Annotated in this window: 24 protein-coding genes; 20 read left to right on the plus strand and 4 right to left on the minus strand. The window is 46.2% G+C overall.

The features are described from left to right. Position 1 precedes the first annotated feature (1 nt). The gene (gene ctaF, locus AD710_RS15195) at positions 2 to 334 is read left to right on the plus strand and encodes a cytochrome c oxidase subunit IVB (RefSeq protein ID WP_007409686.1); all 333 of its coding nucleotides are present in this window, start codon (positions 2 to 4) and stop codon (positions 332 to 334) included. 24 nt (positions 335 to 358) lie between these two features. Further along, the gene (ctaG, locus tag AD710_RS15200) at positions 359 to 1,243 is read left to right on the plus strand and encodes a cytochrome c oxidase assembly factor CtaG (RefSeq protein WP_156187178.1); all 885 of its coding nucleotides are present in this window, start codon (positions 359 to 361) and stop codon (positions 1,241 to 1,243) included. A 33-nt stretch (positions 1,244 to 1,276) separates the two neighbouring features. Here the strand turns inward: ctaG and AD710_RS15205 are convergent, their stop codons facing one another. Beyond that, a complete protein-coding gene (locus tag AD710_RS15205; RefSeq protein WP_047475167.1) occupies positions 1,277 to 1,636 on the minus strand; it encodes a YugN family protein in 360 nt (119 codons plus the stop codon). 140 nt (positions 1,637 to 1,776) lie between these two features. Here AD710_RS15205 and AD710_RS15210 point away from each other — a divergent pair, with 140 nt between their 5' ends. From AD710_RS15210 to coaD, 8 genes are all read left to right on the plus strand, one after another. Continuing rightward, the gene (locus AD710_RS15210; RefSeq protein WP_016936229.1) at positions 1,777 to 2,220 is read left to right on the plus strand and encodes a CBS domain-containing protein; all 444 of its coding nucleotides are present in this window, start codon (positions 1,777 to 1,779) and stop codon (positions 2,218 to 2,220) included. A gap of 83 nt (positions 2,221 to 2,303) precedes the next feature. Beyond that, entirely contained in the window at positions 2,304 to 3,344 is a 1,041-nt protein-coding gene (locus tag AD710_RS15215) for a CAP domain-containing protein (protein WP_016936228.1), read from the plus strand. A gap of 174 nt (positions 3,345 to 3,518) precedes the next feature. After that, positions 3,519 to 3,929: a YlbD family protein gene (locus AD710_RS15220; RefSeq protein WP_016936227.1), complete on the plus strand. Its 411-nt coding sequence runs from the start codon at positions 3,519 to 3,521 to the stop codon at positions 3,927 to 3,929. Positions 3,930 to 3,944: 15 nt separating this feature from the next. After that, the gene (locus AD710_RS15225; protein ID WP_049628420.1) at positions 3,945 to 4,184 is read left to right on the plus strand and encodes a YlbE-like family protein; all 240 of its coding nucleotides are present in this window, start codon (positions 3,945 to 3,947) and stop codon (positions 4,182 to 4,184) included. Positions 4,185 to 4,255: 71 nt separating this feature from the next. Beyond that, positions 4,256 to 4,705: a regulatory iron-sulfur-containing complex subunit RicF gene (locus AD710_RS15230; protein WP_016936226.1), complete on the plus strand. Its 450-nt coding sequence runs from the start codon at positions 4,256 to 4,258 to the stop codon at positions 4,703 to 4,705. Between the two features lie 58 nt (positions 4,706 to 4,763). Further along, complete coding sequence (locus AD710_RS15235; RefSeq protein WP_049628829.1) at positions 4,764 to 5,036, plus strand: YlbG family protein; 273 nt, start codon at positions 4,764 to 4,766, stop codon at positions 5,034 to 5,036. A gap of 299 nt (positions 5,037 to 5,335) precedes the next feature. Then, positions 5,336 to 5,890, plus strand: a complete 555-nt coding sequence (gene rsmD / locus AD710_RS15240) for a 16S rRNA (guanine(966)-N(2))-methyltransferase RsmD (protein ID WP_047475162.1) — start codon at positions 5,336 to 5,338, stop codon at positions 5,888 to 5,890. A 4-nt stretch (positions 5,891 to 5,894) separates the two neighbouring features. Further along, complete coding sequence (gene coaD, locus AD710_RS15245; RefSeq protein WP_016936222.1) at positions 5,895 to 6,377, plus strand: pantetheine-phosphate adenylyltransferase; 483 nt, start codon at positions 5,895 to 5,897, stop codon at positions 6,375 to 6,377. A 17-nt stretch (positions 6,378 to 6,394) separates the two neighbouring features. On the opposite strand, the gene ylbJ is transcribed toward coaD, so the two are convergent. Continuing rightward, positions 6,395 to 7,621 (minus strand): sporulation integral membrane protein YlbJ, encoded by a 1,227-nt coding sequence (gene ylbJ / locus AD710_RS15250; protein ID WP_049628421.1) that lies wholly within the window; start codon positions 7,619 to 7,621, stop codon positions 6,395 to 6,397. Positions 7,622 to 7,799: 178 nt separating this feature from the next. Between ylbJ and AD710_RS15255 the strand changes: the two genes are divergently transcribed. Beyond that, a complete protein-coding gene (locus tag AD710_RS15255; protein ID WP_014304961.1) occupies positions 7,800 to 8,579 on the plus strand; it encodes a patatin family protein in 780 nt (259 codons plus the stop codon). A 5-nt stretch (positions 8,580 to 8,584) separates the two neighbouring features. Further along, a complete protein-coding gene (locus AD710_RS15260) occupies positions 8,585 to 9,607 on the plus strand; it encodes a SepM family pheromone-processing serine protease (protein WP_016936220.1) in 1,023 nt (340 codons plus the stop codon). 18 nt (positions 9,608 to 9,625) lie between these two features. On the opposite strand, the gene AD710_RS15265 is transcribed toward AD710_RS15260, so the two are convergent. Then, a complete protein-coding gene (locus AD710_RS15265) occupies positions 9,626 to 10,873 on the minus strand; it encodes a nucleotidyltransferase (RefSeq protein ID WP_049628422.1) in 1,248 nt (415 codons plus the stop codon). 208 nt (positions 10,874 to 11,081) lie between these two features. Here AD710_RS15265 and AD710_RS15270 point away from each other — a divergent pair, with 208 nt between their 5' ends. From AD710_RS15270 to gerR, 3 genes are all read left to right on the plus strand, one after another. After that, entirely contained in the window at positions 11,082 to 11,600 is a 519-nt protein-coding gene (locus AD710_RS15270) for a YceD family protein (protein WP_016936218.1), read from the plus strand. 21 nt (positions 11,601 to 11,621) lie between these two features. Further along, positions 11,622 to 11,801 carry a 50S ribosomal protein L32 gene (rpmF, locus tag AD710_RS19325; protein ID WP_003154457.1) on the plus strand — a complete coding sequence of 60 codons (180 nt, stop codon included), beginning with the start codon at positions 11,622 to 11,624 and terminating at the stop codon, positions 11,799 to 11,801. Between the two features lie 156 nt (positions 11,802 to 11,957). Then, on the plus strand, positions 11,958 to 12,533 hold the full coding sequence (gerR, locus tag AD710_RS15275; RefSeq protein ID WP_016936217.1) for a sporulation-specific transcriptional regulator GerR: 576 nt from the start codon (positions 11,958 to 11,960) through the stop codon (positions 12,531 to 12,533). Between the two features lie 40 nt (positions 12,534 to 12,573). Here gerR and AD710_RS15280 read toward each other — a convergent pair whose 3' ends face one another. Further along, entirely contained in the window at positions 12,574 to 13,056 is a 483-nt protein-coding gene (locus tag AD710_RS15280) for an N-acetyltransferase (protein WP_049628423.1), read from the minus strand. Positions 13,057 to 13,219: 163 nt separating this feature from the next. Here AD710_RS15280 and AD710_RS15285 point away from each other — a divergent pair, with 163 nt between their 5' ends. The 5 genes from AD710_RS15285 (at position 13,220) to ftsL (ending at position 17,758) form a co-directional block, all read left to right on the plus strand. Next, on the plus strand, positions 13,220 to 14,101 hold the full coding sequence (locus tag AD710_RS15285; RefSeq protein WP_049628424.1) for a 2-dehydropantoate 2-reductase: 882 nt from the start codon (positions 13,220 to 13,222) through the stop codon (positions 14,099 to 14,101). 86 nt (positions 14,102 to 14,187) lie between these two features. After that, on the plus strand, positions 14,188 to 15,807 hold the full coding sequence (gene bshC, locus AD710_RS15290; protein ID WP_049628425.1) for a bacillithiol biosynthesis cysteine-adding enzyme BshC: 1,620 nt from the start codon (positions 14,188 to 14,190) through the stop codon (positions 15,805 to 15,807). A gap of 125 nt (positions 15,808 to 15,932) precedes the next feature. After that, complete coding sequence (mraZ, locus tag AD710_RS15295; protein ID WP_013352164.1) at positions 15,933 to 16,364, plus strand: division/cell wall cluster transcriptional repressor MraZ; 432 nt, start codon at positions 15,933 to 15,935, stop codon at positions 16,362 to 16,364. Positions 16,365 to 16,430: 66 nt separating this feature from the next. Further along, entirely contained in the window at positions 16,431 to 17,366 is a 936-nt protein-coding gene (gene rsmH, locus AD710_RS15300; RefSeq protein ID WP_016936213.1) for a 16S rRNA (cytosine(1402)-N(4))-methyltransferase RsmH, read from the plus strand. A 38-nt stretch (positions 17,367 to 17,404) separates the two neighbouring features. Next, positions 17,405 to 17,758, plus strand: coding sequence for a cell division protein FtsL (gene ftsL, locus AD710_RS15305; RefSeq protein ID WP_016936212.1), 354 nt, complete (start codon positions 17,405 to 17,407; stop codon positions 17,756 to 17,758).

Here is a 17,758-nt window from a genome sequence, read left to right on the forward strand (position 1 = left end):
GATGGACGATAACAAAAACAGAGGGACTGTCAGTACGGATCTCGAATATCGGAAAAAGAAAAATGCCGAGGAGATGAAATATCAGGTCATATCCTTCGGTTTGATGATCGGCCTTACGCTTGTCGCGTTTTTGACGGTGGCTGCAGACGGCATTGCCGGATGGTTTACGATGCCGTTTCTTATCCTGCTTGCGGTCATCCAGGTCATCTTTCAGCTGTTTTACTTTATGCATATGAGCCAGAAAGGGCATGAAGCGCCGTCACTATTTCTGTATTCGGGAATATTTGTCGCGTTTATCACCGTGCTTGCATTTGTCACGATTATTTGGTGGTAATCGGGGCGGCGGGGAGTGAGAGATTTGATTAATTTGGAAATGTTCGGGTTTCGCGCCATGTGGAGCCCGTATCTGTTTTGTATAACTGCCGTGATAACAGGTGTTTACTTTTACTGGTGCAGCCGGCATAAAGGACGTGTGTCCGCTAAAGAGAAGGTGCTGTTTGTGCTTTCCGCGCTGTTTTTTTACACGGCTGCGGGAAGTCCGGTTGACTTATTGGGCCACGTGATGTTCAGCGCTCATATGGTGCAGATGGCGGTTCTGTTTTTAGTCGTGCCGCCGCTCTTGATTTCCGGAATTCCCGGCTGGGCATGGAAAAAACTGATTTTCCGTCCTGTCGTAAAGCGGCTGTTTTCATTTTTTTCACAGCCGCTTATCGCTTTGCTGCTGTTTAACGGCATTTTTTCACTGTATCACATTCCGTTTATATTTGATTTCGTCAAAACGGATTCGCTGTATCACGCGCTGATGAACGGACTCATCTTTGTAACGGCGTTTTTTATGTGGTGGCCGCTTGTGCATCAGGTGGACGGTCTGCCCCGGCTCAGCGGTTTAATGAAGCTTGGGTACATTATGGCGGACGGGATTCTGTTAACGCCGGCGTGTGCGCTCATTATGTTCAGCGGGGCGCCCATGTATGCCACGTACACAGATCCGGCGGCTTGGGCCGAGGCTATGAAGCTTTGTGTCCCTTTAGACTTGGCGGAGAAGATCCCTTTATCCGGTCCGGAGATATTTAACACGCTTCCTCCTCTGGAAGATCAGCAGCTCGGGGCAGTACTGATGAAAATCATACAAGAGATTGTTTACGGAACATATTTGGCTGTCGTCTTTTTTCAGTGGGTCAGAACGGAACGGGAAAAAGATACGCTCTCAGAGCCGCCGTATATCGAGCATACCGTCTCATAAAAAAAGTACAGCATATTCTGCTGTACTTTTTTATTACATTTGCACTGTTTTTAAAGACTCTGCCAATTCAAGCAGTAATGCCTTGCTTTTTGCGACGACATGTTCCGGAAATTCTTCATCGCTGCCGTATTCTACGCCGTGCGGATAATAATGCTTTCCTAAAAGAGGGGCCTTCAGCTGAATCACGGCACGGCTGCCGCCTACATCGCCCTCTTTTGCCGTTCCTTGAATCCGCAGATAAAATGTCCCCTCAGCAGCTGAAAACTTTTTGTCGTAAGTCACTCTTTCATAATCCCATTGTCCGGCCAGAATGAGCCCTTTGCTTTCCATCAGATCATTCAAGCGGCTGAGCTCCGCAGTTACCCCTTCAAGACCGCTGTTTTCAAACTTCAAACCTTCCCCCTCCTTTTAAAATTTACCTTTCCTGACAATCATAGTATGAAAGCGTTACACATTCAATGATTCATACGGTGAAAGTATGCAAAAAGAAAAATTTGACGACAATAGTAGCAGAAAAAAGGAGGAATTCCGCAATGACAAAGATCAATAAGCTCATGACGTCAGACTTGCAATATTGTACAGTATTAGATAATGTATATGAAGCTGCGGTGAAGATGAAAGACGCGGATGTCGGCGCTATTCCGATAGTGGATGAGGACGGAGCGACCCTTGTCGGGATCGTGACAGACAGAGATCTCGTATTACGGGGAATTGCTTCTAAAAAGCCGAACTCTCAAAAAATAACCGACGCAATGACAGAGCGGGTTATCAGTGCAGAAGAAGACGCTTCTGTGGAAGAAGTGCTCCATATGATGGCTGAACATCAGCTCAGAAGAATCCCCGTCACAAGGGATAAAAAACTGGTCGGCATTGTCACGCTCGGCGACCTTTCCTTGGCTGAGCAATCAAATGAGCAAGCAGGCCGGGCGCTGTCTGACATTTCTGAAGACGAAGGGCCGGAAGGGTTTATCCATTAAACATAAATGACGGACGCTGCAAATAGGCTGTACTGTATAAGAAAAACAATAATAGAACGGTTTGATTTCATGGGGGTGAGAGGTTGAAAAATATCGCCAGGGCTCTCGTTATCCTTTTGCTTATTTACGGAGCGTATGTTCTGTTTATACAATATGGATCGGCTCCTCAGAAAAAAACGAATCAGGAGGAGCCTCAGGTTTCCAATGAGGAGGCGAGCGGAAAACGGCTGAAAATACCGTCATCCGGACTGCTTTCTCTCATGGGGAAATCTGCTGCCGATGTGAAAAAGAAACTCGGGGAACCGTCCCGGAAAGATCCTTCTGCTTATGATTATGAATGGTGGGTGTACAACCAGGGGAAAGACCAATATGTACAAGTCGGTATTCTGAATGATAAAGCCGTGACTTTATACGCTTCAGGAAGCGGCATCAACGCAAAACCGTTTAAGATCGGCGAATCGACGGGCGAAGTCTTTAAAACGACGCAGGTTGCTCCGTTTGTCAATGTGACGGATAAGGGTAACACGTACCGGTTTGAGTTTTCTGAAGAAGATATCAATACCCGTCCCACTGTTAAGATCGGCGGTATGTATGTTCAGCTGTACATGGACAAATTTGACGGGAATCTGTCAAGCATCAGGGCATTTGATGCGGAAACGCTAGTAAAACAAAGGCCGTACGAGGTTATGTACAGAGGAAGACTCACAGAACCCGAGCCTGTTTCCGATAAAAAATGGGACAGCATTGAACGGGCGAGCGAACAGCAGATTCTCGATATTACAAATGTCATCCGCGTGAAACACGGACTTGCAAGGCTGAAATGGGACGAAGGCGCTGCAAAAGTGGCATTCGGCCACAGCCAGGACATGAAGGACAACAAGTATTTCTCCCATGTCTCAAAGAAATACGGGACTTTGAAGGACCGCTTGGAAAAAGGCGATGTGAAATACCGTGAGGCCGGTGAAAATATTGCATACAACTATGTGGACGGTCCGGCGGCAGTGGAAGGCTGGCTGAACAGCGAAGGACACAGAAAAGCGCTGTTAAGCCCTGATTACACACACCTCGGGGTCGGCGTGGACCGGAAATATTATACGCAAAACTTCATTAAGCCTTGGCAGTAAAAACCGCAGAGGGGCGCAGCCCCCCGCGGTTTTTTTATGTTTTTTCGCGAGCGGGCTCCTGCCGGGAAAAATTATTTTTGCATATACCTGCTTTTTTTCGCAATTTAGGCGAACATTAAGGCGCCTGAACCGATACATTATAGCAGGCAAAACTTTTCAGAGGGGGTGAGAATTGTGGCGAATCAGCAATCACGGCAATCAATCGATGATTTTAAACAATTCGTAAAAAAGCATCCCAAACTGATCCAAAATGTTCGCAAGGAACAAAGAAGCTGGCAGGAAGTCTATGAAAATTGGGTTCTCCTCGGCGAGGACGATTCGATGTGGGACCCATTTAAAGATGAGGCCGTTCAGTCTGCTCCTGAAGCGGAAACCAAACAGGAACCAGCTGAAAAGAACGATTTCGTTTCAAAAATGGTCACTGCCGTCAAAAAAATGGATATCAACCAAATGAATGAGCAGATCAATAAAATGAGCCAGTCTATTTCATCATTGCAAAGCCTTTTAAGCCAATTTTCGAGCAGCGATACGAAGCAGCCCCGGCAAGGCTCCGGACAACATCCTTTTTCGTTCAGGAAGGATTAAAGAAGGGGATCGTGTATGCGAAAAGAGGTTCAGGAATTCATATCTGCAGATGAGGACCGGAAACGGTTTATACGGCAGCGCCCCGTCTGGTACCGAAGACTCGCGAGAAAGCCGGACGATCTCAATTCATTTCAGCTGGACATGATGAATTTTTATGAAAAAACGATACCGCACCGGGTAAGCCAATTCTCAAACGGGATTCAGATGGCGCAGATGATGATGCAGATGGTTCACGCCATGCGTTCGCAGGATTAAAAAAGCATTTAAACGCCGCATTTTCCAATTGGCAGGTTTCGTGGTAAACTAACAACTGGAGGTGCGTATTAATGTATGCAACAATTGAGTCCGTCCGGCTTCAAAGTGAAGCGGAGCAGCTTGCCGGCATGATTCTGCAGTCTGAGACGGCTGAAAATTACCGTGATTGTTACAAGCGTCTCCATGAAGATGAAGAGGCAGGGCGGATTATTCGTTCTTTTTTGAGCATTAAAGAGCAGTATGAGGATGTGCAGCGCTTTGGCAAATATCATCCTGATTATAGAGAAATTTCCCGCAAAATGAGAGAGTTGAAGCGGGAGCTGGATTTAAATGATAAGGTGGCCGAATTCAAAAAAGCGGAGACTGAGCTTCAGTCGCTGCTTGACGAGATCAGCATCGAACTCGGCACGGCCGTTTCGGAGCATGTAAAAGTTCCGACGGGGAATCCTTATTTTGACGGCCTGTCATCCTGCGGCGGCGGCTGCGGTTCCGGCGGCGGCTGCGGATGCAAAGTTTCCTGACGAGACGGCCGTCTCGTCTTTTACATAAAATGAACAGAGAGTCAGGCGGGTGATCATGATGGAAAGCAAGCGCCAAGGCATAATCGTATATCTGCATTCTTTAAAACACAGTAAAATGCTGAGAAAATTCGGCAACGTTCATTATGTTTCCAAGCGGCTGAAATACGCAGTGCTGTATTGCGATATGGGCCAAATCGAAAAAACGATGGAAAGGATTTCTTCTTATTCATATGTGAAGAAAGTAGAGCCTTCATATAAGCCCTTTTTAAAGCTGGAATTTGAATCAAAGCTTGATAAAGCGAAAGAGTACGATTATAAGATCGGCATATAAAAAAATCCCCGCAGAAACCTGCGGGGTCCTTCTATTCCTTAACAAGTTAAGGAGAAGGCAAAGGGAGAGGAGAAACCGGAGGAAGAACTTATGGGGAAACGTAAGTCTTCTCCGCGGTTGGCAACAACATCATTTATTGATGCTGTTACACCGTAGTTTTGACAAGAATGTGAGCATGTATACACGATTTCACGCTCATTGTTTGAAAGAATGCTTTATGATAAGATAGGGATTGTTTTTGTACATAACGGCTCAGCCGATGCGAAACATCAAAGTTTTCAGAAAAAGTGGTGTGAAATATGAGAGTAATTTCCGGTTCAAGAAAAGGACGAGCCTTAAAGGCTGTGCCGGGCACATCAACAAGGCCGACGACGGATAAAGTAAAAGAGTCTATTTTTAATATGATCGGCCCGTATTTTGACGGAGGAACGGGGCTGGATTTGTTTGCGGGGAGCGGCGGTCTCGGAATTGAAGCGCTGTCGCGCGGATTTGACCGCTGTATCTTTGTGGATCGTGATTTCAAAGCCATCCAAACGGTAAAAGCGAATTTAAAAGCGCTGGATCTGCTGTCTTCAACGGAAGTATACCGCAATGATGCAGAGCGGGCCCTCTATGCCGCGGCGAAACGGGAAAAAGGTTTTGACGGAATTTTCTTAGATCCCCCGTATAAGGAACAAAAGCTGAAAGCGCTTATCGAAATGATTGATGAAGAGAACATGCTGAATGAAGGCGGTTTTGTCGTAGCCGAGCATGATAAAGCGGTTGCGCTTCCTGAAGCCGTCGGCGCGCTTACTGTAACAAGAAGGGAAATTTACGGGCTTACAGGAGTGACGATATACCGAAATAGGGGGTAATGATGTGGCAAGTATAGCTGTATGTCCCGGAAGTTTTGATCCCGTCACCTACGGACACATGGACATTATCAGGCGGGGAGCAAACGTGTTTGAGCATGTGTACGTATGCGTGCTTAATAATTCTTCCAAGCAGCCGCTGTTTACAGTCGAAGAACGCTGTGAGCTATTGCGGGAAGTGACAAAAGACATACCGAATATTACGGTCGAGACGTCAGGGGGACTGTTGATCGACTACGCGAAAAAAAAGCAGGCGAATGCGATTATCAGGGGACTCAGAGCTGTTTCTGACTTCGAATATGAGATGCAGGGAACCTCTGTCAACCGCGTGCTTGACGAGTCAATAGAAACCTTTTTTATGATGACGAACAATCAGTACTCTTTTTTAAGTTCAAGCATTGTAAAAGAGGTCGCAAAATATAACGGGCCTGTTTCAGAGTTTGTTCCTCCGGAAGTCGAACAGGCGCTGCAGCAGAAATTTAAAGGATGAGAAGCGCGTTTGGCGTCTCATCCTTTTTTTATCCGTGCTGACAGCCTGTAACAATAAATCAGTGCGTATACGGTGAGGGCAGCCAGGGTTACGGCGGGGCCGGATTCAACAAGTGTGTTCCATCCGCTGACGGCAGCCGAGGCCGCGCCCTGATCGCGGAGCGGAAGGAATACGGACTGGTAAGGTTCGTCCAATGCAAGATAAAGCGGCTTCCATAATAAAAGAATAAAAAGGGCGGCATAAATGCCTTGAAGGAGACGCGAAACAAAAAACGGTTTAAAGCGGATGTCTGTTTCCGATAAAATGCCGGCCACTTGGGCCTGTACGGAAAGGCCGCTGAAACCGAGAATAAAACTCACAATCATCGCTTTCGGCAACAAGGCGGCATCCGCTTCACTGACCAGCTTGCTCCCAAGCGTAATCTCAAACATTCCGCTGATAAGAGGAATGTCCAGACTTACGGGAAGATGGAAGAGCGAAAGAAGCGCGTTCGTAAATACAGAAAGCACATCCATGACTTGTACGATTGATAATAACCGGCTGAAAACTGAAAACAATATAATAAAACCGCCCACCATCAGCAAGGTTTGTACAGAAGACGTGACGGCGTCGCTTAAAATTTTTCCGAGCGGCCGCTTCTCCGAAAGCCGCGCTTTGTGCAGCGCCAGAAATGCTTCTTTCAGTGAAGGAAGAGCGAGCGTCTTTTTACCGGTATACGCCGTTTCTTCTTTCCGTCCGTATGAACGCATCGTCAGGCCGACGGCGATGTTTCCGAGATAGTGAGCCGATGCTAAAAGAATGCCGAGAGAGGCGTTATGAAAAAAGCCGACCGCCACAGCCGCGAATATAAATAACGGATTGGATGAATTGGTAAAAGAGACGAGTCGTTCAGCCTCCACTCTGGAGATCTGTTTCTCCTGGCGCAGCCGTGCAGTCAGTTTCGCGCCGGCCGGATTTCCTGAAGCCATGCCCATAGCCAGTACAAATCCGCCGACCCCAGGCACTCTGAAAATGGGGCGCATAAAGGGTTCGAGTAAAAGGCCGACAAACCTGACAATACCGAATCCGATTAAAAGCTCAGATAAAATAAAAAACGGAAGCAGCGAAGGAAAAACTACCTCCCACCACATGGAAAGACCGGTTTTGGAGGCTTCGAATGAGGCCTGCGGGTGTGAAATAACCGTCGCCGTCAAAAAAATAAAAAACAATGAAATCAAAAATGTATGAAACTTAGACAAGTTCATTCTTACCTCCCCGATGCTAAAATTGCACACTGACATTTATATCATGATAAAATATAGAACAGACCTTAAGGACGGCCGGGCAAGTACCTATTTGTCATCCTGTACTAATATACGAGCATAGGGGTTCAATTTAGACCATAGAATTCATGTATAGGATGTCTATAGGGGGTTCGTCGCGTTGGCCAAACCTACAATCGGGTTAGCGTTAGGTTCGGGAGGGGCAAGAGGCATTGCCCACCTCGGAGTGTTATCCAGTTTACATAAGCATCAGATTCCAATTGATATGATTGCCGGCAGCAGCATGGGAGCGTTAGTCGGAAGCTTTTATGCGGCCGGGCATGACGTGGCCACGATGAAAAAAGTCGCCAAAGCATTTAAGCGGCGGCTGTATGCGGATTATACGATGCCGCGTCTCGGATTTTTGAAAGGGGACCGCATCAGGCAGCTCGTACATGCGTATACGTACGGCAAGCCGATAGAAGAACTGCGTATCCCGCTCGGCATCGTGGCATGCGACCTCCAGACCGGAGAAAAACTCGTTTTTACAAAAGGCTCCGTATCCGAAGCCGTCCGCGCGAGCATCAGCATACCCGGCGTTTTCGTCCCGCAAAAAATGAACGGACGTATGTTAGTCGATGGCGCGGTGGTTGACAGAATCCCGGTTTCCGCCGTAAAAGATATGGGTGCTGATATCGTCATCGCCTCTGACGTATCCCGGGTGAAAAAAACGGAAAAAGCGGCACATATTTTTGATGTAATCATGCAAAGTATGGATATACTGCAAAATGAATTGGTCCGTCACCAGACCATTGCCGCAGACGTCATGATCCGCCCTTCTCTTGAATCATTCAGTTCAAGCTCTTTTGCCAACATTGATCATATGATCACAGCGGGCGAAGAAGCCGCAGACCGCATGATCGGCCGGATTAAACAAGAAATAGAGAACTGGGAGGGCTAACTCATATGAAAGCAAAACATTTTCGCTGGGTGTTTATCATCCTGATCTTATTAATCGCTGTTACATTTATTAAGCTTCCGTTTTACATCACACAGCCGGGAGAAGCATCAGAGCTGAGGCCGCTGATTAAGGTGGACGGAGGATATCCTGAAAAAGGAAGCCTTTCCTTGATGACTGTCAAAGTAGGCCCAGCCAATCCGTATACATATCTTTGGGCGAAAGTGCATCCTTACGATGAAATCGTCCCGGATGAAAGCATAAAAGAAGAGGGCGAAACAGATTCAGACTATATGAAGCGCCAGCTGCAGATGATGAAAAGCTCTCAAGAAAACGCGGTCATTGCCGCTTATCAAAAAGCCGGCAAACAGGTAAAATACTCATTTAACGGCATTTACGCCAGCTCAGTCGTTTCCGGCATGCCGGCAAAAGGAAAAATAGAGGTCGGTGATAAAATCATCAGCGCGGACGGAAAAAAATACGAATCCGCTGAAAAGCTGATTGATTATATCAGCAGCAAAAAAGCGGGGGAGAAAGTCACGTTTCACATTGAACGGGACACGAAAGAAAAGACCGTTGACATTGGGCTGAAATCATTCCCGGATGACCCGAAAAGAGCGGGTATCGGTGTCGCGTTATATACGGATCGGAACGTGAAAGTGAAGCCCGATCTACATTTCAGCATTGAAAACATCGGCGGGCCTTCTGCAGGTCTCATGATGTCTTTAGAAATTTACAACCAGCTGACAAAACCTGACGAAACAAAAGGCTACAATATAGCCGGAACGGGAACAATCGACGTTGACGGCAAAGTCGGGCCGATCGGCGGAATCGATCAGAAAGTCGTCGCCGCAGACAAAGCGGGGAAAGATATTTTCTTTGCGCCGAACCAAAACGGTGCTGAAAACTCTGATTATAAAAATGCGGTAAAAACGGCAAAAGCTATCAAGTCCGATATGAAGATCGTTCCGGTCGACACCATGCAAGACGCACTTGATTATTTGGATAAGCTGAAAGTAAAAAGCACCTGATACAGTCAGGTGCTTTTTTTACGCATTCAAAAAACGTTTTTCGTCTTCATCATAGCGGATCGGCGCTTGTGAAAATTCCTGTTTCTCAAACCATGTGCGTTCAGGTTCTTTTATCGGCAGGCTGTAAACCCGTCCCGCCGATATGTCCAGATCCAGGGCGGGATGGGAGAAAGAAGAGAGCTTGCTGACGAGCGGCGCGGTAAGCTCTTTTTTCTTTGCCGACAGGTATGCCTGTCCTTTTTTCGTCATTCCGAGAAGACGGATATAAGGTGCGCTTGCTGGCTTTAAAAGCCGGTGCATGTCTTCTTTCTTCGTCCGTGTCAGAATGTGCGTATTCATCCGCTGCAGCCTCGTCCACGTGTAGCGTTTTGTTTTCAATAGTTCCATCATTTCCTGGTAGGATCGGGCTTGTCTGATGGTGCGCAGAATTCTGTGCTCAAGGCCTTCTTCCACTTCATAGATTCGGCTTAATTCTTCAGCAGACAGAGTGCTGAGACTGTATTTTACATATGAAAAATAGTCTTCCGTACTATGCCATAATCCGTATGAGTTTCTGTATGCGTCCAGCTCGCGCACAGACGCTTCAGGGAGAAAGCTCTTTACGGCCGCCGTTCCCTCTTCTATCAGCGCTTTTCTGATGCTTGTGGCGCTGGCTATCCGGCTGTCATCCCCGGGAAGCTCGGCGTCATGATACCCGGAAGCGACCCTGGCTGTCGTATAAGGCTTCATGGCGGAACCGGAGGCGTGTATCGCTTTGACGTAGTGAAAACCGAGAATATTATTCGGCTTAGACAAATCAAGCATGTCCTGTCCTTTGAATATGTGTGAAAAAGCTTTTGAGGCGGCGGCCGGATAGCTGAGCCCCTTTTTCAGCTCTTCTTTCAGAATCTGGCTGCAGTCAACTTCCTTTCGGCTGAACGCTTCAGCGGCTTCAATAAAGGGGTCAATCCGTCCGTTTTCACTGCCGAAAAATAAGCTGCTGCATCCTAATTGGTGAAGAAGCGAAACACTGCCGCGCGCGAATAATTCCGCTTTTTGTACGGCATATATATAAGGGAGCTCAATGACGATATCCACGCCGTTTTCCAGCGCCATTTTTGTCCGGGCCCACTTTGAGACGGCGGCCGGTTCCCCGCGCTGCAAAAAAGGGCCGCTCATTACCGCTGCCGCGACGCTGCTGTCTGTCTTGATTTTTGCTTGTTCCGCATGATAGCGGTGTCCGTTATGAAAGGGATTATATTCAACAACCAGGCCGACTGCTTTCATATTTGTTCCGCCTTTCTTGCTATGTTTTGCTTCGTATGGTACATTTGCAAATGAAGTGCATATTTTCGTCCGTTTCGTTTAGTGTATGATTAGCCTATCCGGCTGTCAACGATTGCATGACGGCGGCATTATGCTGTAAAGAAAAAATATTGACAAAAACATTCTGAAAAGCTATAATCATGTTTGTTGCTTTCCTGAGGTGATACAAATGAAATGGACGATTTATCAGCTTCATCAAATGGCGAAAAAGAGCTTTGAATTTGATGAAACAGTTGAGTTGAATGAGCTGACAAAATTGAATTCTGATATCCGCCGCATTTCTCCCGTCCGGGTGAAGGGCCGCGCGGAGATTGAATCCAAGCAGGTTTCGTTTGACTTTACGATTTCAGGCGAAATGGTTTTGCCGTGCTCAAGAACTTTAGTTGATGTGCCGTATCCATTTACAATCGCGACAAAAGAACTGTTTAGATTTCATAAGACGGATGATATAGAAGATGAGGACGTTCATATTGCTGAAGACGATACCGTCGACTTGACTCCGATCGTAAAAGAAGAGATTCTTTTAGAAATTCCTATGCAAATCTTTTGTGAAACTGAACAAAAAGAAGGGGCCGCTCCCCAAGTGGGAAAGGATTGGCAAGTGATTTCTGAGGAAGAGAAGAAAAATCAGATCGACCCCAGACTTGCGGATCTGAAAAAGCTCTTAACACAAGATGATGAATCTTAACTCTTTAAGGAGGTGGGAATAATGGCTGTACCTTTTAGAAGAACTTCTAAAATGAAAAAAAGATTGCGCCGTACACATTTCAAACTAAATGTACCTGGTATGACAGAATGCCCGTCATGCGGAGAGATGAAATTGTCTCACCGTGTATGTAAAGCATGCGGATCATACAACGGCAAAGACATAAATGTAAAAAGCAATTAATGTATGAAGAAAAGCGCGGGAATTTCGGTTCCTGCGCTTTTCTTTTTTTCTCCCTCCGGCCTGCTGCCGCCGAAAAAATTGTGAGCGCCAATAGTCTATCTAATCTATCAGCGGCATATGTATGAGGTAAATGAGCAAATATGGAGGGAGATACGATTGACGATTACGAGACAAGATGCGTGGACGCAAGATGAAGATTTGCTGCTGGCCGAGGTGGTGCTCAGGCACATACGGGAAGGCGGGACCCAGCTATCCGCTTTTGAAGAAGTCGGCAGAGCGCTGACGAGAACGGCTGCCGCCTGCGGGTTCAGGTGGAATTCTTATGTCAGGAAACAATATCAGTCAGGGATAGAACTGGCGAAAAAACAGCGGAAGGAATTAAGAAAGCAAATCGGGGTGCATTCCGCCAATCTGCCGGGAACCGTCAAGCAGCCCCCGATCCGCAGGGCGGAAGGAGAAAAAGAGCTGTCCATTGATGATGTGATTTTGTTTCTGCAACAATTTAAAGAGTCGCCGGCCGCAGCGGATGTGCGTCATGAAAAAGAAAAACTCACAGAACAGCTGACCGCGCTGCAAAAAGAAGTCGAGGATCTGCGTGAGGAAAACGAAAGCTTGAGAAACAAGCTGGAGATGACAGAAGAAGATTACAAAGCGTTAATTGATATTATGGACAGGGCGAGAAGGATGGTCAATTTGAAAGATGATGAAAGAAAATCGGCGCAGAGCCTGTAAAATCAACCGGCCTGAGGGCATTGTCCCGGCCGGTTTTTTATTATGCCGTTTCCCCGGATGTCATTTCACCATCCATATCAGGATGCCAGATGTAAGGGTTTTCTCCTTTGTCACGCGCCATATCATATTTAACGGGCTCGAAATTCATCTTATCCCAGAATTCTGCTGATTTCATGCGTGAATTCGTCCTGATCGGCATTCTGAAGGATTTTGCAAAATCGACAAGCGCTTTGCCGTATCCGTTGTTTTGATAGCCAGGAAGAACCTCAAGCTTCCATAGTTCCAAAAAGTCCTGACGCTGATCAAAATACGGATTCGCGCTTCCGCTTACCTGATATAAACTCATTCTCGCCACTAGTTTATCCCCGAAGTAAATCCCGTAAAAAGGCGAGGTGCTGTCATTTTCAATGATATTATCCTGCAGATCTTCAAGCATGGACAGCTCCTGCATCCCGTATTCTTTAAACCTTTTAAATTCTTCGAGTGTCTTAAAGTTGATGAGCAGGCGCTCTATTTTCAACACAAACTCCCCCTTTGTTGTGTTCTACTTATTATTGTAAACGCTTTAATTGAAAATTCCAACTATAATATGTTCGTCTGTCATTTTGTTCAAAACGAAATTGAAGTAATTTGCGGCGGCTTCTGCTATGATAATATGGAAAAAAGCAGATATAGGGTGTGAAAGTGTGAAAATCGGAATTATCGGCGGCGGAGCGGTGGGCCTTTTATGTGCTTACTACTTATCGTCCCGCCATCAGGTAACGGTCATCACGCGGCGGACGGAGCAGGCTGATGCGATTAACTCAGGCGGTATACGGCTGGTGAAAGACGGAAAAGAATTTACGGCGTCATGCAGAGCGCAAACAGGCATCACTTCCGGATTCGATCTCTTAATCGCAGCTGTTAAACAGCACCAGCTCAGCGTTGTTTTGCCGGATCTTGAGACAATAAAAGGGACGAATGTGCTGTTTTTGCAAAACGGCATGGGACACATACATGACATCAAAGATTGGCATACAGATCATTCGCTTTATGCCGGCACGGTTGAGCACGGGGCAAAAAGGATATCAGATCATGCCGTTGAACATACTGGGACCGGTGCCGTAAGATGGAGTGTATTCCGCGCATCCCGGCCGGAAACGCTCAATACCATCTTTTCCGGCATGCACCGGGATTTTCCCGTATATGATGAAAACGACTGGTATCAACTGTTGACGGGAAAACTGATCATAAATGTATGCATCAACCCGTTAACTGCATTGCTGCGCGTGAAAAACGGAGAGCTGTTAACAAATGCCGCTTACAAAAAATATATGAGAAACGTGTTTGAAGAAGCGGAGACAATACTTGGCCTCGCGGATAGAGAGGAAGCGTGGAACAGGGTTTGCGAAGTTTGCAGCCGGACGGAAAAAAATCATTCTTCCATGCTTGTCGATATCTTGGAGGGAAGACGGACGGAGGCCGATGCGATTATCGGCTACCTTGTGAAAGAGGCGGAGAGCCGGGGATTGCCGGCCGTTCATCTCCCGTTTTTACACCGCAGCATAAAAGCGTTAGAAAGAAACTGAAACAAAGTCTTTTGAGGTTTTCCGCTAACATGCTATACTCATTTCGGAAACCTAACTATTTATTGGAGAAAGGAAGTTCCAGACAGATGCAGCTAACTGAACTTTCCATCAAAAGTCAAAATACGTTTGTGCAGCACTATATAGATGGAGAAAACATGTCTTCATTTTTTGATTATGATATTCATTCTGAGGATGTATGGCAAAAGCGGCTTCATGACCTGTCTTCAAGGCCGTTTGCCAGAGAGGAATTAGCCGATTACCTATCCTCGTATCACGAAAAATTTAACTCCGCCGCCATGCAGGCCTCCATCAAAAAACTGAGAGATCCAAAAAGCGCAGCAGTTGTAGGCGGACAGCAGGCCGGTCTTTTAACAGGACCCCTTTACACCATACATAAGATTATCTCCATTATCGTACTTGCCAGACAGCAGGAAGAGGCGCTCAAGATTCCTGTCGTTCCGATTTTCTGGGTGGCGGGTGAAGATCACGATCTGGAAGAAATCAATTATGTGCATACGTCAACAGAGAAAAAAGGCCCGGTGAAACAGAAGCTGCCGCAGTCTTACTGGAAAAAAACATCGGCGGCCAATACCTCTCTTGACCAGGAAAAATGTGCGGCGTGGATTGATGAAGTGTTCGCTTCTTTTGAGGAAACGGATCACACAAACGCACTCCTTCAAAATGTGAAGCGATGTTTACGCTCATCAGAGACATTTACGGACTTTTTTGAACTGTTGATTGCCGGCTTGTTTCAAGAAGAAGGACTTATTCTGATCAATTCCGGAGATCCCGGGATTAAAAAGCTGGAAACGGTAATGTTTCAGCAGATTTTAAAGCACAATAATGAACTTGCCGAAGCAGTGTCAAATCAGCAGCGTCTTATGCGGGAAGCCGGTTATCACCCGATTATTGAATCGGACAAAGAACAGGCCAACTTATTTTACGAGTATGAGGGAGAGCGCTTCTTAATTGAAAAAGAAAATGGCGTTTTTGTCATTAAAGAGCTTGACCTCAAGTGGACGGACGACGAACTTCATACCCATATGGAAGAAAAACCGGAATGTTTCAGCAATAACGTTGTGACAAGGCCGCTGATGCAGGAATTTCTCATCCCGACTCTTGCGTTTATCGCAGGGCCGGGGGAAGTCAATTATTGGGGCGAGCTGAAGCAGGCTTTCTCATTAATGGGCTTTTCTATGACTCCGGTAGTGCCGAGATTAAACATTACGATTCTTGAGCGCCATATTGAAAAGAAGCTTTCGGAACGGAATATCCCGCTTCAGGAAGCGATCGAACAAGGCACCGGACATCTGAAGGAGACTTATTTTAACGAGCAGATTCCTGAAGAATTTTCTTCTGTGATGGAACAGGCGAAGTCACAGATTGAAGCCGCCCATAAAAAAGCAAGGGACGAAGCCCTTAAAGTCGATTCAAGCCTTGAGCCGCTCTTACAGAAGAATGCCGCCTTCATTCAAGATCAGCTTTTGTTTCTAGAACGGACGGTAACAAAAAGAATTGAAGAAAAAGAAGGTTTTGTGCTTCGTGACTATGAAAGAATCCAAAACAGCATCAGACCGCTCGGCGCTCCGCAGGAACGGATCTGGAATGTAATGTATTATTTGAACCGTTACGGTCCAAAATTCTTCACAACCTTCAAACATCTGCCATTTTCTTTTCAAAACCAACATCAGATTGTCAAACTTTGAAATAAAGTTTTAAAGAACCCTGAATAGTTCAGGGTTTTTTTTTATGTTTAAACAGTGTAAAATGAGGTTGTGGAGAGAAGTGGCGTATAGTGGTGAGTTTAGGGGAGAAAGTGGGGGTCCTTATCATGTTTATGGGTGAATACCAGCATACAATTGATGCAAAGGGCCGCATGATCGTACCCGCAAAATTCAGAGAAGGCCTCGGTGAGCAGTTTGTGCTGACAAGAGGACTTGACCAATGTCTTTTCGGCTACCCGATGAATGAATGGAAGCTGATCGAAGAAAAGCTGAAGGCGCTGCCGCTCACCAAAAAAGACGCCCGCGCATTTACCCGTTTCTTTTTTTCCGGTGCGACCGAATGCGAACTGGACAAGCAGGGAAGGGTTAATATTGCGTCATCTCTTCTGAATTACGCAAAACTGGAAAAAGAATGTGTTGTCATCGGGGTTTCCAATCGAATTGAATTGTGGAGTAAGGTAATCTGGGAACAATACACAGAAGAGCAAGAAGATTCATTCGCTGAAATTGCTGAAAACATGATTGGATTTGATATATAATGGATCTTCGTGCATCACAGCAACTGATAATTCAATTCATTCCTGATAAAGGTGGGACCGACACAAATGTTTCAGCATAAGACAGTACTTCTACGTGAAACCGTCGACGGTTTAAATATCAAACCGGACGGAACCTATGTGGACTGCACCCTGGGAGGCGCCGGGCACAGTACATATTTATTGCAGCAATTATCGGAAAAAGGGCGTTTAATCGCCTTTGACCAAGATGACACGGCGCTTGAAAACGCAAAGCAAACATTGTCTGAGTACAAAGGACAGCTCATTTTGGTGAAAAGCAACTTTCGTTATTTAAAAGAATGTTTACACGAACACGGCATTACGAGTGTCGACGGAATTTTATTTGATTTAGGAGTATCCTCACCGCAGCTTGATACACCGGAACGGGGATTCAGCTATCATCATGACGCACCGCTGGACATGAGGATGGACCAGTCGGCCGCCCTTACGGCGAAAGAGGTCGTAAATGAATGGCGGTATGAGGATCTTGTGCGGATTTTCTTTAAATACGGAGAAGAAAAATTCAGCAAGCAAATCGCCAGAAAAATTGAAGAGGCGAGAGAGAAATCGCCTATTCAAACAACCGGCCAACTGGTCGATCTAATAAAGGACGCGATACCGGCTCCGGCGAGAAGAAGCGGCGGTCATCCGGCCAAACGCGTATTTCAGGCGATTCGAATCGCCGTAAACGATGAGCTTCAAGTATTTGAAGAGGCTCTCTTGCAGGCGATAGAGATGCTGAAGCCGGGCGGAAGGGTATCTGTGATCACTTTTCACTCACTGGAAGACAGAATGTGCAAGACGACATTCAAGGAAAAATCATCACTTCCCGAACTGCCTCCGGGTCTTCCTGTGATACCGGAAGAATTTGAACCGGAATTAAAACTGATTACGAGAAAACCCATTACGGCATCAAAAGAGGAGCTTGAAGAAAATAACCGCGCCCGCTCAGCGAAGCTCCGCATTGCGGAGAAACGAAAATAACGGGCAGCAAATGACAACATAAAGGAGGTCATCAGCCTATGAGCAACTTAGCTTACCAGCAGGAAAAACAACAACGGCCAGTGATAAGTCCCGAAAAAAAGGTGATTGTCAAAAAAAGGGCTTCCATTACACTCGGGGAAAAGGTGCTGCTCGTCCTGTTTGCCATTGCCGTTCTCTCCACTTCAATGTTTATCGTATCAAAGGCATACGCGGCGTACCAATCCAATATTGAGGTGCAAAAACTGGAGGAGAAAGTATCAGAGAAGAATAAGCAGATCGGTGATCTCCAAAAAACGGCGGGTGATTTAAGCCAGCCGCAGCGATTGATGGATATCGCCAAAAAGCACGGTTTGAACCTGAAAGATAAAAAAGTGAAAAACATACAGGAATGA

The sequence above is a fragment of the Bacillus sp. JFL15 genome (assembly GCF_001184225.1).
Classification (GTDB): Bacteria; Bacillota; Bacilli; order Bacillales; family Bacillaceae; genus Bacillus; species Bacillus siamensis.

Bases quoted from the DNA above. Each gene is read 5' to 3' on its own strand.
- ctaF (WP_007409686.1), top strand. From the start codon at position 2: ATGGACGATAACAAAAACAGAGGGACTGTCAGTACGGATCTCGAATAT.
- AD710_RS15210 (WP_016936229.1), top strand. From the start codon at position 1,777: ATGACAAAGATCAATAAGCTCATGACGTCAGACTTGCAATATTGTACA.
- AD710_RS15225 (WP_049628420.1), top strand. From the start codon at position 3,945: ATGCGAAAAGAGGTTCAGGAATTCATATCTGCAGATGAGGACCGGAAA.
- AD710_RS15230 (WP_016936226.1), top strand. From the start codon at position 4,256: ATGTATGCAACAATTGAGTCCGTCCGGCTTCAAAGTGAAGCGGAGCAG.
- AD710_RS15235 (WP_049628829.1), top strand. From the start codon at position 4,764: ATGGAAAGCAAGCGCCAAGGCATAATCGTATATCTGCATTCTTTAAAA.
- rsmD (WP_047475162.1), top strand. From the start codon at position 5,336: ATGAGAGTAATTTCCGGTTCAAGAAAAGGACGAGCCTTAAAGGCTGTG.
- ylbJ (WP_049628421.1), bottom strand. From the start codon at position 7,621: ATGAACTTGTCTAAGTTTCATACATTTTTGATTTCATTGTTTTTTATT.
- AD710_RS15260 (WP_016936220.1), top strand. From the start codon at position 8,585: ATGAAAGCAAAACATTTTCGCTGGGTGTTTATCATCCTGATCTTATTA.
- AD710_RS15265 (WP_049628422.1), bottom strand. From the start codon at position 10,873: ATGAAAGCAGTCGGCCTGGTTGTTGAATATAATCCCTTTCATAACGGA.
- AD710_RS15270 (WP_016936218.1), top strand. From the start codon at position 11,082: ATGAAATGGACGATTTATCAGCTTCATCAAATGGCGAAAAAGAGCTTT.
- rpmF (WP_003154457.1), top strand. From the start codon at position 11,622: ATGGCTGTACCTTTTAGAAGAACTTCTAAAATGAAAAAAAGATTGCGC.
- bshC (WP_049628425.1), top strand. From the start codon at position 14,188: ATGCAGCTAACTGAACTTTCCATCAAAAGTCAAAATACGTTTGTGCAG.
- mraZ (WP_013352164.1), top strand. From the start codon at position 15,933: ATGTTTATGGGTGAATACCAGCATACAATTGATGCAAAGGGCCGCATG.
- rsmH (WP_016936213.1), top strand. From the start codon at position 16,431: ATGTTTCAGCATAAGACAGTACTTCTACGTGAAACCGTCGACGGTTTA.
- ftsL (WP_016936212.1), top strand. From the start codon at position 17,405: ATGAGCAACTTAGCTTACCAGCAGGAAAAACAACAACGGCCAGTGATA.